Raw genomic sequence first — 17,904 nt, forward strand, 5'->3', positions numbered from 1 at the left:
GGGGCACTCAATATCAAATCACTTCTTTTTTCTCGGGGCGGGGGGCCGAGGGCTGCCCCCCCCCCCCCCCCCCCCCCGCGCTCGGCCGGCGGCCCCCCCACGACTCGAATTGCCCCGCGATGCTTTCTACCGCAACAACACAAATCGCAGGCAATAAAAAACCGACCCTGAGGTCGGTTTTTTAACAAGCGTGTCGCTTAGGCAGCTGCAGCTTCTTTCAGCGCCTTGATGTGGCCATTCAGACGGCCTTTATGGCGAGCAGCCTTGTTCTTGTGGATGATGCCTTTATCGGCCATACGGTCGATAACTGGCACAGCCAGGATGTAAGCAGCTTGCGCTTTTTCGGCGTCTTTTGCGTCGATGGCCTTAACTACGTTTTTGATGTAGGTACGAACCATGGAACGCAGGCTGGCGTTGTGGCTGCGACGCTTCTCAGCCTGTTTTGCACGTTTTTTGGCGGAAGGTGAGTTGGCCACCGTCGAGCTCCTCGAAAGACTTGGTAAATAGCAAACAAAATAGGCCGCGAATCATGCCGATGAGTTAATCGGTTGTCAAGGGCACTTGCACGGTTCCGCTGAGTGGTCGTTCTGAACAAGGGAGTGATTCCCTTCTGCGGTACGACCTGTAAACTCGGGAGCTTTGCTCTGCTTGCGTTGCGGCGCGGAGTATCGCACAACTGCGTGCGTTGCGGCACAGCCCTTTATCTTCTGGCGTGAAAAACTTTCGATGAATCTTCTGAAATCCCTGGCCGCCGTCAGTTCCATCACCATGGTTTCACGGGTGCTGGGCTTTGTGCGCGATACCATCCTGGCGCGTGTATTCGGCGCCGGCATCGCCACCGACGCCTTCTTCATTGCCTTCAAACTGCCCAACCTGCTGCGGCGGATCTTCGCCGAAGGCGCGTTTTCCCAGGCGTTCGTGCCGATCCTGGCCGAGTACAAGACCCAGCAGGGCGATGAGGCGACGCGCACCTTCATCGCGTATGTCAGCGGCCTGCTGACGTTGGTGCTGGCCCTGGTCACGGCCCTTGGCATCCTCGCCGCGCCCTGGGTGGTGTGGGTAACCGCGCCGGGCTTTGTCGACAGTACCGAGAAATACCAGCTCACCACCGACCTGCTGCGCGTCACCTTTCCTTATATATTGCTGATCTCGCTGTCGTCGCTGGCCGGCGCCATCCTCAACACCTGGAACCGCTTTTCGGTACCGGCCTTCGTGCCGACCCTGCTCAATGTGGCGATGATCGGCTTCACCCTGTTCCTGACACCTTATTTTGATCCGCCGATCATGGCCCTGGCCTGGGGCGTGCTGGCGGGGGGGCTGGCGCAGCTGCTCTACCAGCTGCCGCACCTGAAGAAGATCGGCATGCTCGTGTTACCGCGCCTGAACCTTCGCGATTCCGGCGTATGGCGTGTGCTCAAGCAGATGCTGCCGGCGATCCTCGGCGTGTCGGTCAGCCAGATCTCGCTGATCATCAACACCATTTTCGCGTCGTTCCTGGTGGCAGGCTCCGTGTCCTGGATGTACTACGCCGACCGTTTGATGGAGTTGCCATCCGGGGTGCTGGGCGTGGCCCTGGGCACCATCCTGTTGCCGACCCTGGCCAAGACCTACGCCAACCGCGACCGTCACGAGTATTCGCGGATCCTCGACTGGGGCCTGCGCCTGTGTTTCCTGCTGGTGCTGCCTTGCACCCTGGCCATGGCGATTCTTGCCGAACCGCTGACCGTGGCACTGTTTCAGTACGGCAAGTTCACCGCCCACGATGCCGCCATGACCCAGCGCGCGCTGATCGCCTATTCGGTAGGCCTGCTGGCGATCATCCTGGTCAAGGTGCTGGCACCTGGCTTCTATGCCCAGCAGAACATTCGCACTCCGGTTAAAATCGCGGTATTCACCCTGGTTTGCACCCAGGTGTTCAACCTGCTGTTCATCACCCACCTGCAGCACGCCGGCCTGGCCCTGGCTATCAGCCTCGGTGCCTGCCTGAATGCCGGGTTGCTGTACTGGAAGCTGCGTCAGCAGCAGTTGTTCCAGCCGCAGCCGGGCTGGCCCTGGTTCCTGGCCAAGCTGGTAGTGGCCGTGGTGCTGATGTCGGCAGTTCTGCTGGTGGGCATGCACTACATGCCGGCCTGGGAGCAAGGGCAGATGCTTGAGCGCTTCTTGCGCCTGGGCGCGCTGATCCTGGCCGGTGTAGTGACTTATTTCGGCAGTCTGTTCGTGTTTGGCTTTCGCCCCCGCGATTTTGCACGCAAGGCGTTGCATTGAGTCGCGGGCACGCCCAGACGTCGGTTTTATCGTTTCCGCGCCTCGGGGTTGCGCTGCTGCCTGTCGCCAGCGCCCGGGTGTGGTTATAATCGACCACTTTATGAGCAAGAAGCGCGTTATGCAGCTGGTTCGAGGCCTTCACAACCTGCGCCCCCAGCACCGGGGCTGTGTCGCCACTATTGGCAACTTCGACGGTGTTCACCGTGGCCACCAGGCAATCCTGGCGCGCCTGCGTGAGCGTGCGGCAGCGCTGGGCGTACCCAGCTGCGTGGTGATTTTCGAACCACAGCCGCGCGAATACTTCGCCCCCGACACCGCACCGGCCCGTCTGGCCCGCCTGCGCGACAAGGTCGCACTGCTGGCGGCTGAAGGCGTGGACCGGGTGTTGTGCCTGTCGTTCAACCAGCGCCTGAGCAAACTCAGTGCCGCCGAGTTCGTCGACACCATCCTGGTCGACGGCCTGGGCGTGCGACATCTGGAGGTCGGTGACGATTTCCGCTTCGGTTGCGACCGGGTCGGCGACTTCGAGTTCCTCCAGCAGGCCGGGCTGAGCCAGGGTTTCACCGTCGAAGCTGCGCAAACGGTCGAACTCGATGGCCTGCGGGTCAGCAGCACGCAAGTGCGCCAGGCCCTGGCCAAGGCCGATTTCGCCCTGGCCGAACGTCTGCTGGGGCGCCCGTTTCGCATCAGCGGCCGTGTGCTGCACGGGCAGAAGCTGGCGCGCCAACTGGGCACGCCGACCGCCAACATACAACTCAAGCGCCATCGCGTGCCCCTGACCGGCGTCTACCTGGTCAGCGTCGAACTCGATGGCAAGGCCTGGCCGGGTGTCGCCAATATCGGCGTGCGGCCAACCGTTTCCGGTGATGGCAGTGCCCACCTGGAAGTGCATCTCCTGGATTTTGCCGGCGATCTCTATGGTCGGCGCCTGACGGTGGAATTCCACCACAAGCTGCGTGAAGAGCAGCGTTTCGCCTCCCTGGAGGCGCTGAAGTCGGCGATCGATGCGGATATCGCCGCCGCACGTGCCCATTGGCACGCTCAACCGCTAACGAAGAGCCTGAAATGACCGACTATAAAGCCACGCTTAACCTTCCGGACACAGCCTTCCCGATGAAGGCCGGCCTGCCACAGCGCGAACCGCAGATCCTGCAGCGCTGGGACAGCATTGGCCTGTACCAGAAGCTGCGCGAAATTGGCAAGGATCGTCCGAAGTTCGTGCTGCACGACGGCCCGCCCTACGCCAACGGCAAGATCCACATCGGTCATGCGCTGAACAAGATTCTCAAGGACATGATTGTCCGCTCCAAGACCCTGTCCGGCTTCGACGCTCCTTATGTCCCGGGCTGGGACTGCCACGGCCTGCCGATCGAGCACAAGGTCGAAGTGACCCACGGCAAGCACCTGAGCGCCGACCAGACCCGCGAACTGTGCCGCGCCTACGCCGCCGAGCAGATCGAAGGGCAGAAGGTCGAGTTCATTCGCCTGGGTGTGCTGGGCGACTGGGACAATCCCTACAAGACCATGAACTTTGCCAACGAGGCCGGTGAAATCCGCGCCCTGGCCGAGATGGTCAAGCACGGCTTCGTGTTCAAGGGCCTCAAGCCCGTGAACTGGTGCTTCGATTGCGGCTCGGCCCTGGCCGAGGCGGAAGTCGAATACGCCGACAAGAAATCCCAGACCATCGACGTCGCCTTCCAGGTGGCCGATGAGGACAAACTGGCCGCTGCGTTCGGCCTGGCCTCGCTGGCCAAGCCTGCGTCCATCGTGATCTGGACCACCACCCCGTGGACCATCCCGGCCAACCAGGCGCTGAACATCCATCCGGAGTTCAAGTACGCCCTGGTCGACACCGGTGACAAGCTGCTGGTACTGGCTGAAGAGCTGGTCGAGTCGTGCCTCAAGCGCTATGCGCTGGAAGGTTCGGTCATCGCCACCGCACCGGGCTCGGCCCTGGAGCTGATCAATTTCCGTCACCCGTTCTACGATCGCCTGTCGCCGGTGTACCTGGCTGACTACGTCGAACTGGGCGCCGGTACCGGCGTGGTTCACTCCGCACCTGCCTACGGCGAAGACGACTTCGTCACCTGCAAGCGCTACGGCATGGTCAACGACGACATCCTCACCCCGGTGCAGAGCAACGGCGTGTACGTACCGTCGCTGGAGTTTTTCGGCGGCCAGTTCATCTGGAAAGCCAACCCGGCCATCGTCGACAAGCTGTCGGAAGTCGGCGCGCTGCTGCACACCGAAACCATCAGCCACAGCTACATGCACTGCTGGCGCCACAAGACCCCGCTGATCTACCGCGCCACCGCGCAGTGGTTCGTCGGCATGGACAAGCAGCCCGACAACGGCGAGACCCTGCGCACGCGCGCGGTCAAGGCCATCGAGGAAACCAAGTTCGTGCCGGCCTGGGGCCAGGCGCGCCTGCACGCGATGATCGCCAACCGTCCCGACTGGTGCATCTCCCGCCAGCGTAACTGGGGCGTGCCGATTCCGTTCTTCCTGAACAAGCAGACCGGCGAGCTGCACCCGCGCACCGTCGAGCTGATGGAAGAAGTGGCCAAGCGCGTCGAGCAGGAAGGCATCGAAGCCTGGTTCAAGATGGACGCTGCCGAGCTGCTCGGTGACGAAGCCGGCCAGTACGATAAGATCGCCGACACCCTCGACGTCTGGTTCGACTCCGGTACCACTCACTGGCACGTGCTGCGTGGCTCGCACAATATCGGTCACGAAACCGGCCCGCGCGCCGACCTGTACCTGGAAGGTTCCGACCAGCACCGCGGCTGGTTCCATTCCTCGCTGCTGACCGGCTGTGCCATCGACAACCACGCGCCGTACCGCGAACTGCTGACTCACGGTTTCACCGTCGACGAGAGCGGTCGCAAGATGTCCAAGTCGCTGGGCAACACCATCGAGCCGCAGAAGGTCAACGACACCCTGGGTGCCGACATCCTGCGCCTGTGGGTCTCGGCCACCGACTACTCCGGCGAGATGGCGGTTTCCGAGCAGATCCTGCAGCGCAGTGCCGACGCCTACCGGCGTATCCGTAACACCGCGCGCTTCCTGCTCTCCAACCTGTCCGGCTTCGACCCGGCCCGCGACCTGCTGGCCAACGAAGACATGCTGGCGCTGGATCGCTGGGCGGTCGACCGTACCTTGCTGCTGCAGCGCGAGCTGCAAGAGCACTACGGCGAATACCGTTTCTGGAACGTCTACTCGAAGATCCACAACTTCTGCGTGCAGGAGCTGGGTGGCTTCTACCTGGACATCATCAAGGACCGCCAGTACACCACCGGCGCCAACAGTGTTGCCCGCCGTTCCTGCCAAACCGCGCTGTACCACATCAGCGAGGCGCTGGTGCGCTGGATCGCGCCGATCCTGGCCTTCACCGCCGACGAGCTGTGGCAGTACCTGCCGGGCGAGCGCAACGAGTCTGTCATGCTCAACACCTGGTACCAGGGCCTGAGCGAGCTGCCCGAAGGCTTCGAGCTGGGTCGCGCCTACTGGGACCGCGTCATGGCGGCCAAGGCGGCGGTCAACAAGGAGCTGGAGAACCAGCGTTCGGCCAAGGCCATCGGTGGCAACCTGCAAGCCGAAGTCACCCTGTTCGCCGACGACGCCCTGAGCGCCGACCTGAACAAGCTGGGCGACGAGCTGCGCTTCGTGCTGATCACCTCGGCCGCCAGCGTTGCACCGTTCGTGCAGGCGCCGGCTGACGCGGTCGAGACCGAAGTCCCAGGCCTGAAGCTGAAAGTGGTCAAGTCCGGTCACACCAAGTGCGGTCGCTGCTGGCACTTCCGTGCCGATGTCGGCGTGAACCCGGAGCATCCGGAAATCTGTGCCCGTTGCGCCGACAACATCAGCGGCAACGGCGAGGTGCGTCACTATGCCTAACCCTGCTGCGGGGCGCTTCGGGCGCCTCGGCTGGCTCTGGTTGAGCCTGCTGGTCCTGGTCCTCGACCAGGCCAGCAAGTTCTACTTCGAAGGGGCGTTGAGCCTCTACCAGCAGATCGTGGTCATCCCCGATTACTTCAGCTGGACCCTGGCCTACAACACCGGCGCTGCGTTCAGCTTCCTGGCTGACAGCTCCGGCTGGCAGCGCTGGCTGTTCGCCCTGATCGCCCTGGTGGTCAGCGCCGTGCTGGTAGTCTGGCTCAAGCGCCTGGGGCGCGGCGAGACCTGGCTTGCGATCGCGCTGGCGCTGGTACTCGGCGGTGCCCTGGGCAACCTGTATGACCGCATCGTGCTCGGCCACGTCGTCGACTTCATCCTGGTGCACTGGCAGAACCGCTGGTACTTCCCGGCCTTCAACCTGGCCGACAGCGCCATTACCGTGGGTGCGGTGATGCTGGCGCTGGACATGTTCAAGAGTAAAAAGTCCGGAGAACCCGTCCATGACTGAGACCCGTATCGGCCAGAACACCGAAGTGAAGCTGCACTTCGCCCTGCACCTGGAAAACGGCGATACCGTCGACAGCACCTTCGACAAGGCACCGGCGGTGTTCAAGGTCGGCGATGGCAACCTGCTGCCGGGCTTCGAAGCCGCGATCTTCGGCTTCAAGGCCGGTGACAAGCGCACTGTGATCGTCGAGCCGGAAAACGCCTTTGGCCAACCCAACCCGCAGAACGTGCAGATCATTCCCCGCTCGCAGTTCAACGACATGGAACTGTCCGAAGGGCTGCTGGTGATTTTCAACGACGCAGCCAATGCCGAGCTGCCAGGTGTGGTCAAGGCTTTCGATGACGCCCAGGTGACCATCGACTTCAACCATCCACTGGCCGGCAAGACCCTGAACTTCGAGGTGGAAATCCTCGAAGTCACGGCACTTTGAGCCCGGAGCCGAGCATGCAAATCAAACTCGCCAACCCCCGTGGTTTCTGCGCGGGCGTGGACCGGGCGATCGAGATCGTCAACCGCGCGCTGGAAGTCTTCGGCCCGCCGATCTATGTGCGTCACGAAGTGGTGCACAACAAGTTCGTGGTCGAGGACCTGCGCAATCGCGGTGCCATCTTCGTCGAGGAACTCGACCAGGTGCCGGACGACGTCATCGTCATCTTCAGCGCCCACGGCGTTTCCCAGGCGGTGCGCCAGGAAGCGGCCAGTCGCGGCTTGAAGGTCTTCGATGCGACCTGTCCACTGGTGACCAAGGTCCATATCGAAGTCGCCAAGTACAGCCGCGACGGCAAGGAGTGCATCCTCATCGGCCACGCCGGTCACCCGGAAGTGGAAGGCACCATGGGGCAGTATGACGCCAGCAACGGTGGCTCCATCTACCTGGTCGAAGACGAGAAGGATGTCGCCTCCCTGCAGGTGCGTGATCCGCAACGCCTGGCCTTCGTGACCCAGACCACCTTGTCGATGGACGACACCAGCCGGGTTATCGATGCCCTGCGGGCGCGTTTCCCGGACATCGGCGGGCCGCGCAAGGACGACATCTGCTACGCCACCCAGAACCGCCAGGATGCAGTCAAGCAACTGGCTGACGAGTGCGATGTGGTGCTGGTGGTGGGCAGCCCGAACAGCTCCAACTCCAACCGCCTGCGCGAGCTGGCCGAGCGCATGTCGACCCCGGCCTACCTGATCGACGGTGCCGAAGACCTGCGCAAGAGCTGGTTCGACGGTGTCGAGCGTATCGGTATCACCGCCGGTGCCTCGGCGCCGGAAGTGCTGGTGCGTGGCGTGATCCAGCAGCTGCGGGAGTGGGGCGCGACCGGTGCTGAAGAACTCGACGGTCGCGAAGAGAACATCACCTTCTCGATGCCCAAGGAGCTGCGCGTTCGCTCAGTGAGCTGACGGCGCCGCGGCGCACAGCGGGTGCGCCATCAGGTCCTCGCGCAGGCTGACCCTGCCACTGGCCGACAGGACCACCTGGTAGTGACTGAGCGCTTCGGGACGCTGGCAAACATGCAGCGTCCCGGCCTGAAAACCGCCCGCTTCCAGCAGCGGGACACCCAGCCCGTTGAAACGTACCTGCCGGGCCACCGGCTGGTTGCCGACAATGGTTGCACGCTTTTCCCGACGCCATTCATGCAGCAATTGCGGGTTGTCCTGTTCGAGGGTCATCCGCCAGCCGTTACTCCAATCCGACTCCAGGGCCTGTAGGCGCACCACGGTGTTTCTCAGAAGCGCTTCGCTGCGCGCTGTTCGCAACGCCTGGGCGAGATCCCTGGCCGCCGCTTGCCTTTGTAGTCCTTCGGTCATCGTTTTGTAGGCCGGGATGCCCAGCTGCGCCAATACCCCTAGCAGCGCCGTCGTGAACAAGATTTGTATCAGTGTTACGCCCTGTTGCTTCACCGTGCATTCCTCCCTGGAAGTGCTTCGCTATAGGTTCGAAGCCTTGGCTTGCGACGTCCAGTCGGCGCAGTTGGCCAGGGCCTGTGGAAAAGTCTCGGGAGGTTGGCCATGGATGGCTGGCGACAACAGGGCATGACCCTGATCGAAGTGCTGCTGGCGATGGCATTGCTGGGCGTGGGTCTGTTTGCCGCTGCAGGCTTGCAACTGCGAGCCTTGCAGGCCACCGACAGTGCCTTGCGCGGTACCCAGGCGGCTTACCTGGCCCAGGGTGTGTTCGAGCAAGCCCGTGCCGTCGAGGTGCTGCGCGAAGAGGACAGGGTGTGGTTCCAGGCGCAGGTCGGGGGGGTGTTGGGGGCCGGTGCTCAAGGGCAGGTGGCGCTCACTACCGGTGAGCTGCGTGTCCTGATCGACTGGGACGACAGCCGCGCAGGCTGGCAACGGCGCTCGTTGAGCCTCGCTGGGCGGTTGGCGCCATGAGTCGGCAGTCGGGGTTTGGCCTGCTGGAAGTCATGCTGGCGCTGAGCCTGGGGCTGGTGTTGCTGGCGGGGTCCGGGCATCTGTTTGTCGCAGCCAGCCAGTCGTGGCTGGCGCAAGGCGTAGCGGCGCAGTTGCAGGAGGATGCGCGCCAGGCATTGCAGCGCCTGGCCCAGGATATTCGCATGGCCGGCATGTTCGGTTGCCTGGATCCCGGTGCTATCGACTTTGTCGACCCGGCGGCTGCCGATGCTTTTGCCCGCCCGCTAGAACTCACCCGGGCGCCCGATGGTCGTCTGCAGCGCCTGAGCCTGGTCAGTGCCGAGGTCACGCAAGCCAGCGGTAAGCCCAACTGGACCCTGGTGACCGACTGTCGCTCGGTGGCGAGCGTGCACGCAGGAGGCGTAGCGCCTGGCGCCGGCCAGTTCGCCATCCCCATCCGACGCCAGGATTACCGGCTGGTTGGCGAGCAACTGTTCCTCAGTAGCGCAGCCAGCAACGCCGCGCTGGTGGACGGTGTCGCCGACCTGCGTGTGGACCTGATCAGGAACCGGAGCCTGGCGGTTTCAGGCCTGCGCCTGAGCCTGACCATGAGCGATCCGCAGGGGCGGGTCAGGCCGCAGACCTATCGAATGAACGTGGCGTTGGGCAACCCGGTGAGCGGCGCATGACGGTCAGGCGGCAGCATGGCCTGGTACTGCTTTTGGGCCTGGTGCTGACCCTGATGCTGGGCATGCTCGGGGTTTCGGTGATGGGCAGTGCCACCCAGCAGGAGCGTATGGCGCGCAACCTGCTGGCCTCTTTGCAGGGCTTCGAACAGGCGCAGCAGGTATTGCTGCTGGGGGAAACCAGTGTGCAGGAGCAGGCGTGGCCGCCTTGCAGCTTTTGTCTGCCGCCCCCCGAGGCCAGGTACGTGATGGCAGCCGGAGTGTATGCCGGCGCCGGCGCAAGTTCCGGGCTGGCCTGGCAGGCCGGGGAGGGTGGCTTGCTGCTCATTCAGTTTCTGGGGCGCAGCAGTCAGGCCCGCCTGATGCCGCCGGAGCAGGACGCGAACCTGTATCGCATCACCGCCGTACACCGCCATGGCGCGGCCAGCACTGTGCTTGAGACCGTCGTTGCACAGTCTGTCGGTGGTGGGCCATGGCAGCGGATTCTCTGGCGTCAGCTCCATTAGGGGGGCGGTCAATGGATAAACAGAACGGTATCAGCCTGATCGAACTGTTGATTGTCATCGCTGTGGTCGGCATTCTGGCGAGCATTGCCTACCCCGGTTACCGCGAGCAGTTGAAACAATCTGCGCGCACGGAAGTTGTCGGCCTGTTGTTCGAGAGCGCACAACAGCTGGAGCGCCATTACGCGCGCGCTGGCCAGTACAGCGACAGTGAAACGGTGGTGACGCCGCTGATGAACGGTACGGCGCACTACACGCTGCAGGCGGTGCGCGACGAGGAATCCTTCACCCTCCTGGCACGACGCCGGCCTGCTGGCCTCATGATGGACGATGCGTGCGCCGACTATGCGCTTGATCAGGCCGGTGTACGCAGCAACCCCGGCAGCGCCGGGCAGGCCCCGGGCGGGTGCTGGGGTGGTTGACGCTTTTTACTTCAGAAACTGGATCGATAGATGACCAAGCAAGTAGTGATTGTCGGTGGCGGGGTGATCGGCCTGCTGACCGCGTTCAACCTGGCGGCCGAGGTCGAGCAGGTGGTGCTGTGTGATCGCGGCGCGTTGGGCCAGGAGTCTTCCTGGGCGGGTGGCGGTATTGTTTCGCCGCTTTATCCGTGGCGCTACAGTCCGGCCGTTACGGCGCTGGCACACTGGTCGCAGGATTTTTATCCACAGCTGGGCGAGCGCCTGTTCGCCAGTACCGGCGTGGACCCTGAAGTGCACACCACGGGCCTCTACTGGCTGGACCTGGAAGACGAAGCCGAGGCCCTGGCCTGGGCCGAGCGGGAAGGGCGCCCGTTGAGTGCCGTGGATATCTCGGCCACTTATGACGCAGTGCCCGTCCTGGGCGCCGGTTTCAAGCGGGCCATCTACATGGCGGGCGTCGCCAATGTGCGCAACCCGCGCCTGGTCAAGTCGCTCAAGGCGGCCCTGCAGGCCCTGCCGAACGTGAGCATTCGCGAGCACTGCGAAATCACCGGGTTCAGCCAGGAGGCCGGGCGGATCACCGGCGTCGAGACCACGGCGGGACCCATCGCGGGCGACCGCGTGGTACTCACGGCCGGCGCCTGGAGCGGTGACCTGCTGCGTCCGCTGGGCCTGGAGCTTCCGGTCGAGCCGGTCAAGGGACAGATGATCCTCTACAAATGCGCCGAGGACTTCCTGCCGAGCATGGTGCTGGCAAAGGGGCGTTATGCCATTCCGCGTCGTGATGGCCACATTCTCGTGGGCAGCACACTGGAGCATGCCGGTTACGACAAGACGCCGACCGATGAGGCACTGGAAAGCTTGAAAGCGTCGGCCGTCGAGTTGCTGCCGGCCCTGGCCGGGGCCACGCCGGTTGCCCATTGGGCAGGCTTGCGTCCGGGCTCGCCCGAGGGCATTCCGTATATCGGAGAAGTGCCGGGCTGGCAGGGTCTCTGGTTGAACTGCGGGCATTACCGCAATGGCCTGGTACTGGCGCCAGCCTCCTGCCAGTTGTTTGCCGACCTGTTGCTAGGGCGTGAGCCGATCATCGATCCGGCACCTTACGCGCCGGCGGGGCGGCTGGAGACCTTGTAGGAGCGGGCTTGCCCCGCGATACGATGTGGCTGACGACCCGCAATCGCGGGGCAAGCCCGCTCCTACAAAACCATGGGCTTAACGCTGTGCGCCGGGCCCTTGCTCCAGATGAGCCTGGCTGCAATACCACTGGCTGCCCTGGCGCAGGGCGCGGTCGTTGGGCAGGTGCACGCCGCAATGGGCGCAGCGCACCATTTTCAGCGGGTCTTCGAGGCTGTTGTCGGGTGTGGCGGCGTTGCTGGCCTTGAACTTGCGCCACAACCAGATGGCGGCAGCAATCAGGGCGATCCAGAAAAGTAGGCGAACCATGGTGTCCAGCTTTGTCAGTGAAGAGCCTTCAGTCTAGGGCGCGGGCAAGAAAAAAGGGAGGCCTTGGCCTCCCTTTATCTGTTGCATGATCGATCAGTCGAACACGCCAAAGGTCATGTAGCTGAACCAGGAGCGGTCTTCGTTGTTGCCTTCCGCTTCGTGTTCCTCTTCCTCGACGGCATCGCCGTCTTCTTTTGGCAGCAGCTCGGCCGGAATCGCTTCCTTGGCGTCTTCGTACTGCTTGATCACGTCCTGGTTGGCGCGGGTTTCGCCTGGCGGCAGCGGGGTGTCGGTCTCGATCAGGCCCAAGGTGGCCTTGGACAGCCAGGAACGGTTGTCGGCTTCATCCTGCTTGGGCTGGAACTGGCCGTCGACCAGGCTCGGGTGATCCGGGTAGTTGAGCTTGAGGGTTTCCAGGCTGGTGGCCGCCAGTTCGTCCAGGTGCAGACGCATGTAGGCCTCGGTCATCACCGCCAGGCCGTCGCCGACCGATGGGGTTTCCTGGAAGTTCTCCACCACGTAGCGGCCACGGTTGGCGGCGGCGACGTAGGCCTGACGGGTCAGGTAATAGTCGGCCACGTGGATTTCGTAGGACGCCAGCAGGTTGCGCAGGTAGATCATGCGCTGCTTGGCATCCGGCGAGTAGCGGCTGTTGGGGAAGCGGCTGGTCAGCTGGGCGAATTCGTTGTACGAGTCGCGGGCGGCGCCCGGGTCACGCTTGGTCATGTCCAGCGGCAGGAAGCGCGCCAGCAGGCCCCGGTCCTGGTCGAAGGAGGTCAGGCCCTTGAGGTAGTAGGCGTAATCGACGTTCGGGTGCTGGGGATGCAAGCGAATGAAGCGCTCGGCAGCCGACTTGGCGGCTTCAGGCTCGGCGTTCTTGTAGTTCGCGTAGATCAGCTCGAGCTGGGCCTGGTCGGCATAGCGACCGAAGGGGTAGCGCGACTCCAGGGCCTTGAGCTTGCTCGTGGCGCTGGTGTAGCTATGGTTGTCCAGGTCGGCCTGCGCCTGCTGGTACAGCTCGGCTTCGCTCAGGTTTTCGTCGACGACTTCCTTCGAAGAACAAGCAGCGGTCAGTCCGAGGATGGCGATCAGCAGCAGGTGTTTCACTTGCATAGCGGCTTGCGTCCCTATGACGGCCGCTGTCTTGGGCGTGGCCGTCCTGTTATGATGAGCACCCCGGCACATTACCCGGGGCAAAAGATGTCGTATTTAACCACAAGCGTGCAGTCGAAACCAAAGGCTGTGCCGCCCGCTGATTCGAGCATGTCCGAGATCATTCAACTTAGCGCAGAGGTGCCGTCCGAAATGGGCGGGCAACGCCTCGACCAAGTCGCCGCCCAATTGTTCGCTGAGCACTCGCGCTCGCGCCTGTCCACCTGGATCAAGGAGGGGCGCCTGACAGTCGATGGCGCCGTCCTGCGTCCGCGCGATATCGTCCACGGCGGCTCGCTGCTGGCCCTCGAGGCGGAGCAGGAAGCCCAGGGCGAGTGGGTGGCCCAGGACATCGAGCTGGATATCGTCTATGAAGACGACCACATCCTGGTGATCAACAAGCCTGCGGGCCTGGTGGTGCACCCGGCGGCGGGCCACGCCGACGGCACCCTGCTCAATGCCCTGCTGCACCATGTGCCGGACATCATCAACGTGCCGCGCGCCGGCATCGTCCACCGCCTGGACAAGGACACCACCGGTCTGATGGTGGTGGCCAAGACCATCCAGGCGCAGACCCAGCTGGTTGCCCAGTTGCAAAGCCGCAGCGTCAGCCGCATCTATGAATGCATCGTGATTGGCGTGGTCACCGCCGGTGGCAAGATCAACGCACCGATCGGCCGCCATGGCGGGCAGCGCCAGCGCATGGCGGTGACCGAAGGCGGCAAGCCGGCAGTCAGCCACTACCGTGTACTGGAGCGCTTCCGCTCCCACACCCACGTGCGGGTCAAGCTGGAAACCGGTCGTACCCACCAGATCCGTGTGCACATGGCCCACGTGAACTTCCCGCTGGTCGGTGATCCGGTCTACGGCGGGCGCTTCCGCATTCCGCCAGCCGCCAGCCAGACCATGGTCGAGGCGCTCAAGACCTTCCCGCGCCAGGCCCTGCATGCGCGCTTCCTGGAGCTGGATCACCCGGTGACCGGTGAACGCATGGGCTGGGAGTCGGCGCTGCCGGATGACTTCGTCTGGCTGCTGTCGCTGCTCAAGCAGGACCGCGAGGCGTTCGTCGGATGAGTGAGCTGGCGCACCACCTGCTGATCCCTGACTGGCCCGCGCCAGCCGGGGTGCAGGCGTGCGTCACCACCCGCGCTGGCGGCGTCAGCCAGCCGCCCTATGAAAGCTTCAACCTCGGCGACCATGTGGGCGATGCGCCTGAGGCGGTGGCCGAGAACCGTGGTCGCCTGACCGCCGAGTTCGCGATCCAGCCGGCCTGGCTCAAGCAGGTGCATGGCGTGGTGGTGGCCGATGCCGACCCCGGCATCATTGCCGAAGCCGACGCCAGCTGGACAGCCACGCCGGGCATCGCCTGCACGGTCATGACTGCCGACTGCCTGCCGCTGCTGTTCTGCGACCGCTCTGGCACCCGTGTTGCCGCTGCCCATGCCGGTTGGCGCGGGCTGGCCGGTGGCGTGATCGAGGCCACCCTCGATCGCCTGGCCCTGGCGCCTGAAGAGGTGCTGGTGTGGTTGGGCCCGGCCATCGGCCCGCAAGCCTTTGAAGTTGGCCTGGAAGTGCGCGATGCCTTTACGGCCGTTCATCGGCAAGCGGCCCAGGCCTTCGTGCCCGGTGCCCGCCCGGACAAGCTCATGGCCGACATCTACGCCCTGGCGCGCCTGCGCCTGGCCGCCCGTGGCGTAACCGCCGTGTATGGCGGCGGATTTTGCACCGTCAGCGATCCACGCTTCTATTCTTACCGGCGTACTCCGCAAGGCGGTCGCTTCGCCTCCCTGGTCTGGCTCACGCCGCGCTGACCTGGATCAAGCCCGTCGCGCTTGAATCTTCCAGAATCAACCCTATCTACAAGGGTATCTCTGGCAGGTTTTTCTTCATCAGGTGTGTCCATCGCTCCGGCCTGCCCATAAAGGAAGGTAACTTATGCGAATAGACCGTTTGACCAGCAAGCTACAGCTGGCGTTATCCGACTCCCAATCCCTGGCCGTTGGCATGGATCATCCCGCCATCGAGCCTGCGCACCTGCTGCAAGCCCTGATCGATCAGCAAGGCGGTTCGATCAAGCCGCTGCTGATGCAGGTGGGCTTCGACGTCAACAGCCTGCGCAAGGCGTTGAGCAAAGAGCTCGACCAACTGCCGAAAATCCAGAACCCGACCGGCGACGTCAACATGTCGCAGGACCTGGCGCGCCTGCTCAACCAGGCCGACCGCCTGGCCCAGCAGAAGGGCGACCAGTTCATCTCCAGCGAGCTGGTGCTGCTGGCGGCCATGGACGAGAACAGCAAGCTGGGCAAGCTGCTGCTCGGCCAGGGCGTGACCAAGAAGGCCCTGGAAAACGCCATCAGCAACCTGCGCGGCGGCGAGGCGGTCAACGACCCGAACGCCGAAGAGTCGCGCCAGGCCCTGGACAAGTACACCGTCGACCTGACCAAGCGTGCCGAAGACGGCAAGCTCGATCCTGTGATCGGTCGTGACGACGAAATCCGCCGCACCATCCAGGTGCTGCAACGCCGGACCAAAAACAACCCGGTGCTGATCGGTGAGCCCGGCGTGGGTAAAACCGCCATTGCCGAAGGCCTGGCCCAGCGCATCATCAATGGCGAAGTGCCGGACGGCCTTAAAGGCAAGCGCCTGCTGTCGCTGGACATGGGCGCGCTGATCGCCGGGGCCAAGTTCCGCGGTGAATTCGAGGAGCGCCTCAAGGCGTTGCTCAACGAGCTGTCCAAGCAGGAAGGGCAGATCATCCTATTCATCGACGAGCTGCACACCATGGTCGGCGCCGGCAAGGGCGAAGGCTCCATGGACGCCGGCAACATGCTCAAGCCGGCCCTGGCCCGTGGCGAGCTGCATTGCGTCGGCGCGACCACGCTGAACGAATACCGCCAGTACATCGAGAAGGACGCAGCCCTGGAGCGGCGTTTCCAGAAAGTGCTGGTGGAGGAGCCGAGCGAGGAAGACACCATCGCCATCCTGCGTGGCCTCAAGGAGCGTTACGAGGTGCACCACAAGGTGGCGATCACCGACGGCGCGATCATCGCCGCGGCCAAGCTCAGTCACCGCTACATCACCGACCGCCAGCTGCCGGACAAGGCCATCGACCTGATCGACGAGGCGGCCAGCCGTATCCGTATGGAGATCGACTCCAAGCCGGAGGTGCTCGACCGCCTGGAGCGTCGCCTGATTCAACTGAAGGTCGAATCCCAGGCGCTGAAGAAGGAAGACGACGAAGCCGCGCTCAAGCGCCTGGAGAAACTCACTGAAGAGATTGCCAGGCTGGAGCGTGAATACGCCGACCTGGAAGAAGTCTGGACCTCGGAAAAAGCCGAAGTGCAGGGCTCTGCCCAGATCCAGCAGAAAATCGAGCAATCGCGCCAGGAACTGGAAACCGCGCGGCGCAAGGGCGACCTCAGCCGCATGGCCGAGCTGCAGTACGGGGTGATCCCGGATCTGGAGCGCAGCCTGCAGATGGTCGACCAGCACGGCAAGGCCGAGAACCAGCTGCTGCGTAACAAGGTGACCGAAGAGGAAATCGCCGAAGTCGTGTCCAAGTGGACCGGCATCCCCGTGGCCAAGATGCTCGAAGGCGAACGGGAAAAACTGCTGAAGATGGAAAACCTGCTGCACCAGCGCGTGATCGGTCAGGAAGAAGCGGTAGTCGCGGTGTCCAACGCCGTGCGTCGTTCCCGCGCCGGACTCTCCGATCCGAACCGGCCAAGCGGCTCGTTCCTGTTCCTCGGCCCGACCGGGGTGGGCAAGACCGAATTGTGCAAGGCGCTGGCGGAGTTCCTGTTCGACACCGAAGAGGCGATGGTGCGGATCGACATGTCCGAGTTCATGGAGAAACATTCCGTGGCGCGGCTGATCGGTGCACCACCGGGCTACGTCGGCTATGAAGAGGGCGGTTACCTGACCGAAGCGGTGCGGCGCAAACCTTATTCGGTGGTGCTGCTCGACGAGGTCGAGAAGGCTCACCCGGATGTGTTCAACGTGTTGCTGCAGGTGCTTGAAGACGGACGCCTGACCGACAGCCACGGCCGTACGGTGGATTTTCGCAACACGGTGATCGTGATGACCTCCAACCTGGGCTCGGCGCAGATCCAGGACCTGGTAGGCGATCGCGAGGCGCAGCGCGCTGCGGTGATGGACGCGGTCGGGTCGCATTTCCGTCCCGAGTTCATCAACCGGATCGACGAAGTGGTGGTGTTCGAGCCGCTGGGACGCGATCAGATCGCTGGCATCACCCAGATCCAGCTGGGTCGCCTGCGCAGCCGCCTGGCCGAGCGCGACCTGAGCCTGGAACTGAGCGACGAGGCGCTGGATAAACTGATCGCCGTCGGTTACGACCCCGTCTACGGCGCACGGCCACTGAAACGGGCGATCCAGCGCTGGATCGAGAACCCGTTGGCGCAGCTGATCCTGGCCGGCAAGTTCCTGCCGGGCACGGCCATCACCGCCAAGGTCGAGGGTGAGGAAATCGTCTTCGCCTGAGTTTTCACAGGGTTACATCAAGGCCTCGATTATCGAGGCCTTTTTTTTCTTTGCATTTTTTCTCGAGTGCTTGTAAAGTGCGCCCCGCTGTATGTCACCCCGCAGTTTTCCAGCAAAACTGGAAATCTGAAAAAAAGTTGCAAATCAGTAAGTTGAATGCAAATTAGGGGTTGACAAGG

The 17,904-nt window shown here is 63.5% G+C and carries 18 protein-coding genes; 14 read left to right on the forward strand and 4 right to left on the reverse strand.

Annotated elements, in window-relative coordinates; genetic code table 11:
- Window positions 1-197: 197 nt before the first annotated feature.
- Window positions 198-476 carry a 30S ribosomal protein S20 gene (gene rpsT, locus ACIQUS_RS24735; RefSeq protein ID WP_133216804.1) on the reverse strand — a complete coding sequence of 93 codons (279 nt, stop codon included), beginning with the start codon at window positions 474-476 and terminating at the stop codon, window positions 198-200.
- Between the two features lie 250 nt (window positions 477-726).
- Between rpsT and murJ the strand changes: the two genes are divergently transcribed.
- The 6 genes from murJ to ispH all read left to right on the forward strand — a co-directional run bounded on the left by murJ (window position 727) and on the right by ispH (window position 8,062).
- Window positions 727-2,265 (forward strand): murein biosynthesis integral membrane protein MurJ, encoded by a 1,539-nt coding sequence (murJ, locus tag ACIQUS_RS24740; RefSeq protein WP_403052953.1) that lies wholly within the window; start codon window positions 727-729, stop codon window positions 2,263-2,265.
- Window positions 2,266-2,383: 118 nt separating this feature from the next.
- A complete protein-coding gene (gene ribF / locus ACIQUS_RS24745; RefSeq protein WP_403052956.1) occupies window positions 2,384-3,334 on the forward strand; it encodes a bifunctional riboflavin kinase/FAD synthetase in 951 nt (316 codons plus the stop codon).
- Window positions 3,331-6,162 (forward strand): isoleucine--tRNA ligase, encoded by a 2,832-nt coding sequence (ileS, locus tag ACIQUS_RS24750; RefSeq protein ID WP_403052959.1) that lies wholly within the window; start codon window positions 3,331-3,333, stop codon window positions 6,160-6,162. Before ribF ends, ileS begins: the two co-directional genes overlap by 4 nt.
- The gene (lspA, locus tag ACIQUS_RS24755) at window positions 6,155-6,670 is read left to right on the forward strand and encodes a signal peptidase II (protein ID WP_403052963.1); all 516 of its coding nucleotides are present in this window, start codon (window positions 6,155-6,157) and stop codon (window positions 6,668-6,670) included. The genes ileS and lspA overlap by 8 nt, the downstream gene beginning before the upstream one ends.
- A complete protein-coding gene (gene fkpB / locus ACIQUS_RS24760; protein ID WP_403052966.1) occupies window positions 6,663-7,100 on the forward strand; it encodes an FKBP-type peptidyl-prolyl cis-trans isomerase in 438 nt (145 codons plus the stop codon). The genes lspA and fkpB overlap by 8 nt, the downstream gene beginning before the upstream one ends.
- Before the next feature lie 14 nt (window positions 7,101-7,114).
- Complete coding sequence (gene ispH / locus ACIQUS_RS24765; protein WP_403052969.1) at window positions 7,115-8,062, forward strand: 4-hydroxy-3-methylbut-2-enyl diphosphate reductase; 948 nt, start codon at window positions 7,115-7,117, stop codon at window positions 8,060-8,062.
- On the opposite strand, the gene ACIQUS_RS24770 is transcribed toward ispH, so the two are convergent.
- Complete coding sequence (locus ACIQUS_RS24770) at window positions 8,051-8,563, reverse strand: GspH/FimT family pseudopilin (RefSeq protein ID WP_403052972.1); 513 nt, start codon at window positions 8,561-8,563, stop codon at window positions 8,051-8,053. The genes ispH and ACIQUS_RS24770 overlap by 12 nt on opposite strands.
- Before the next feature lie 108 nt (window positions 8,564-8,671).
- On the opposite strand from ACIQUS_RS24770, the gene ACIQUS_RS24775 reads away from it, so the two are divergent.
- The 5 genes from ACIQUS_RS24775 to thiO are packed head-to-tail and all read left to right on the forward strand — an operon-like array spanning window position 8,672 to window position 11,764.
- Window positions 8,672-9,040, forward strand: a complete 369-nt coding sequence (locus ACIQUS_RS24775; protein WP_403052975.1) for a prepilin-type N-terminal cleavage/methylation domain-containing protein — start codon at window positions 8,672-8,674, stop codon at window positions 9,038-9,040.
- Complete coding sequence (locus ACIQUS_RS24780) at window positions 9,037-9,708, forward strand: PilW family protein (RefSeq protein ID WP_403052978.1); 672 nt, start codon at window positions 9,037-9,039, stop codon at window positions 9,706-9,708. The genes ACIQUS_RS24775 and ACIQUS_RS24780 overlap by 4 nt, the downstream gene beginning before the upstream one ends.
- Window positions 9,705-10,211: a hypothetical protein gene (locus ACIQUS_RS24785; RefSeq protein WP_403052981.1), complete on the forward strand. Its 507-nt coding sequence runs from the start codon at window positions 9,705-9,707 to the stop codon at window positions 10,209-10,211. The genes ACIQUS_RS24780 and ACIQUS_RS24785 overlap by 4 nt, the downstream gene beginning before the upstream one ends.
- 11 nt (window positions 10,212-10,222) lie before the next feature.
- Window positions 10,223-10,630, forward strand: a complete 408-nt coding sequence (locus ACIQUS_RS24790; protein ID WP_403052984.1) for a type IV pilin protein — start codon at window positions 10,223-10,225, stop codon at window positions 10,628-10,630.
- 30 nt (window positions 10,631-10,660) lie between these two features.
- Window positions 10,661-11,764, forward strand: a complete 1,104-nt coding sequence (gene thiO, locus ACIQUS_RS24795; protein WP_403052987.1) for a glycine oxidase ThiO — start codon at window positions 10,661-10,663, stop codon at window positions 11,762-11,764.
- A 78-nt stretch (window positions 11,765-11,842) separates the two neighbouring features.
- Here thiO and ACIQUS_RS24800 read toward each other — a convergent pair whose 3' ends face one another.
- Window positions 11,843-12,073, reverse strand: a complete 231-nt coding sequence (locus ACIQUS_RS24800; protein WP_403052990.1) for a PP0621 family protein — start codon at window positions 12,071-12,073, stop codon at window positions 11,843-11,845.
- A 93-nt stretch (window positions 12,074-12,166) separates the two neighbouring features.
- On the reverse strand, window positions 12,167-13,186 hold the full coding sequence (locus ACIQUS_RS24805; protein WP_403052993.1) for an outer membrane protein assembly factor BamD: 1,020 nt from the start codon (window positions 13,184-13,186) through the stop codon (window positions 12,167-12,169).
- A 150-nt stretch (window positions 13,187-13,336) separates the two neighbouring features.
- On the opposite strand from ACIQUS_RS24805, the gene rluD reads away from it, so the two are divergent.
- From rluD to clpB, 3 genes are all read left to right on the forward strand, one after another.
- Window positions 13,337-14,299, forward strand: a complete 963-nt coding sequence (rluD, locus tag ACIQUS_RS24810; protein WP_403052996.1) for a 23S rRNA pseudouridine(1911/1915/1917) synthase RluD — start codon at window positions 13,337-13,339, stop codon at window positions 14,297-14,299.
- Window positions 14,296-15,036: a peptidoglycan editing factor PgeF gene (pgeF, locus tag ACIQUS_RS24815; RefSeq protein ID WP_403052999.1), complete on the forward strand. Its 741-nt coding sequence runs from the start codon at window positions 14,296-14,298 to the stop codon at window positions 15,034-15,036. Before rluD ends, pgeF begins: the two co-directional genes overlap by 4 nt.
- A gap of 124 nt (window positions 15,037-15,160) precedes the next feature.
- Window positions 15,161-17,725 (forward strand): ATP-dependent chaperone ClpB, encoded by a 2,565-nt coding sequence (gene clpB / locus ACIQUS_RS24820; protein WP_403053002.1) that lies wholly within the window; start codon window positions 15,161-15,163, stop codon window positions 17,723-17,725.
- Window positions 17,726-17,904: the final 179 nt, after the last annotated feature.

This window comes from Pseudomonas sp. NPDC090755, assembly GCF_044769005.1.
Classification (GTDB): domain Bacteria; phylum Pseudomonadota; class Gammaproteobacteria; order Pseudomonadales; family Pseudomonadaceae; genus Aquipseudomonas.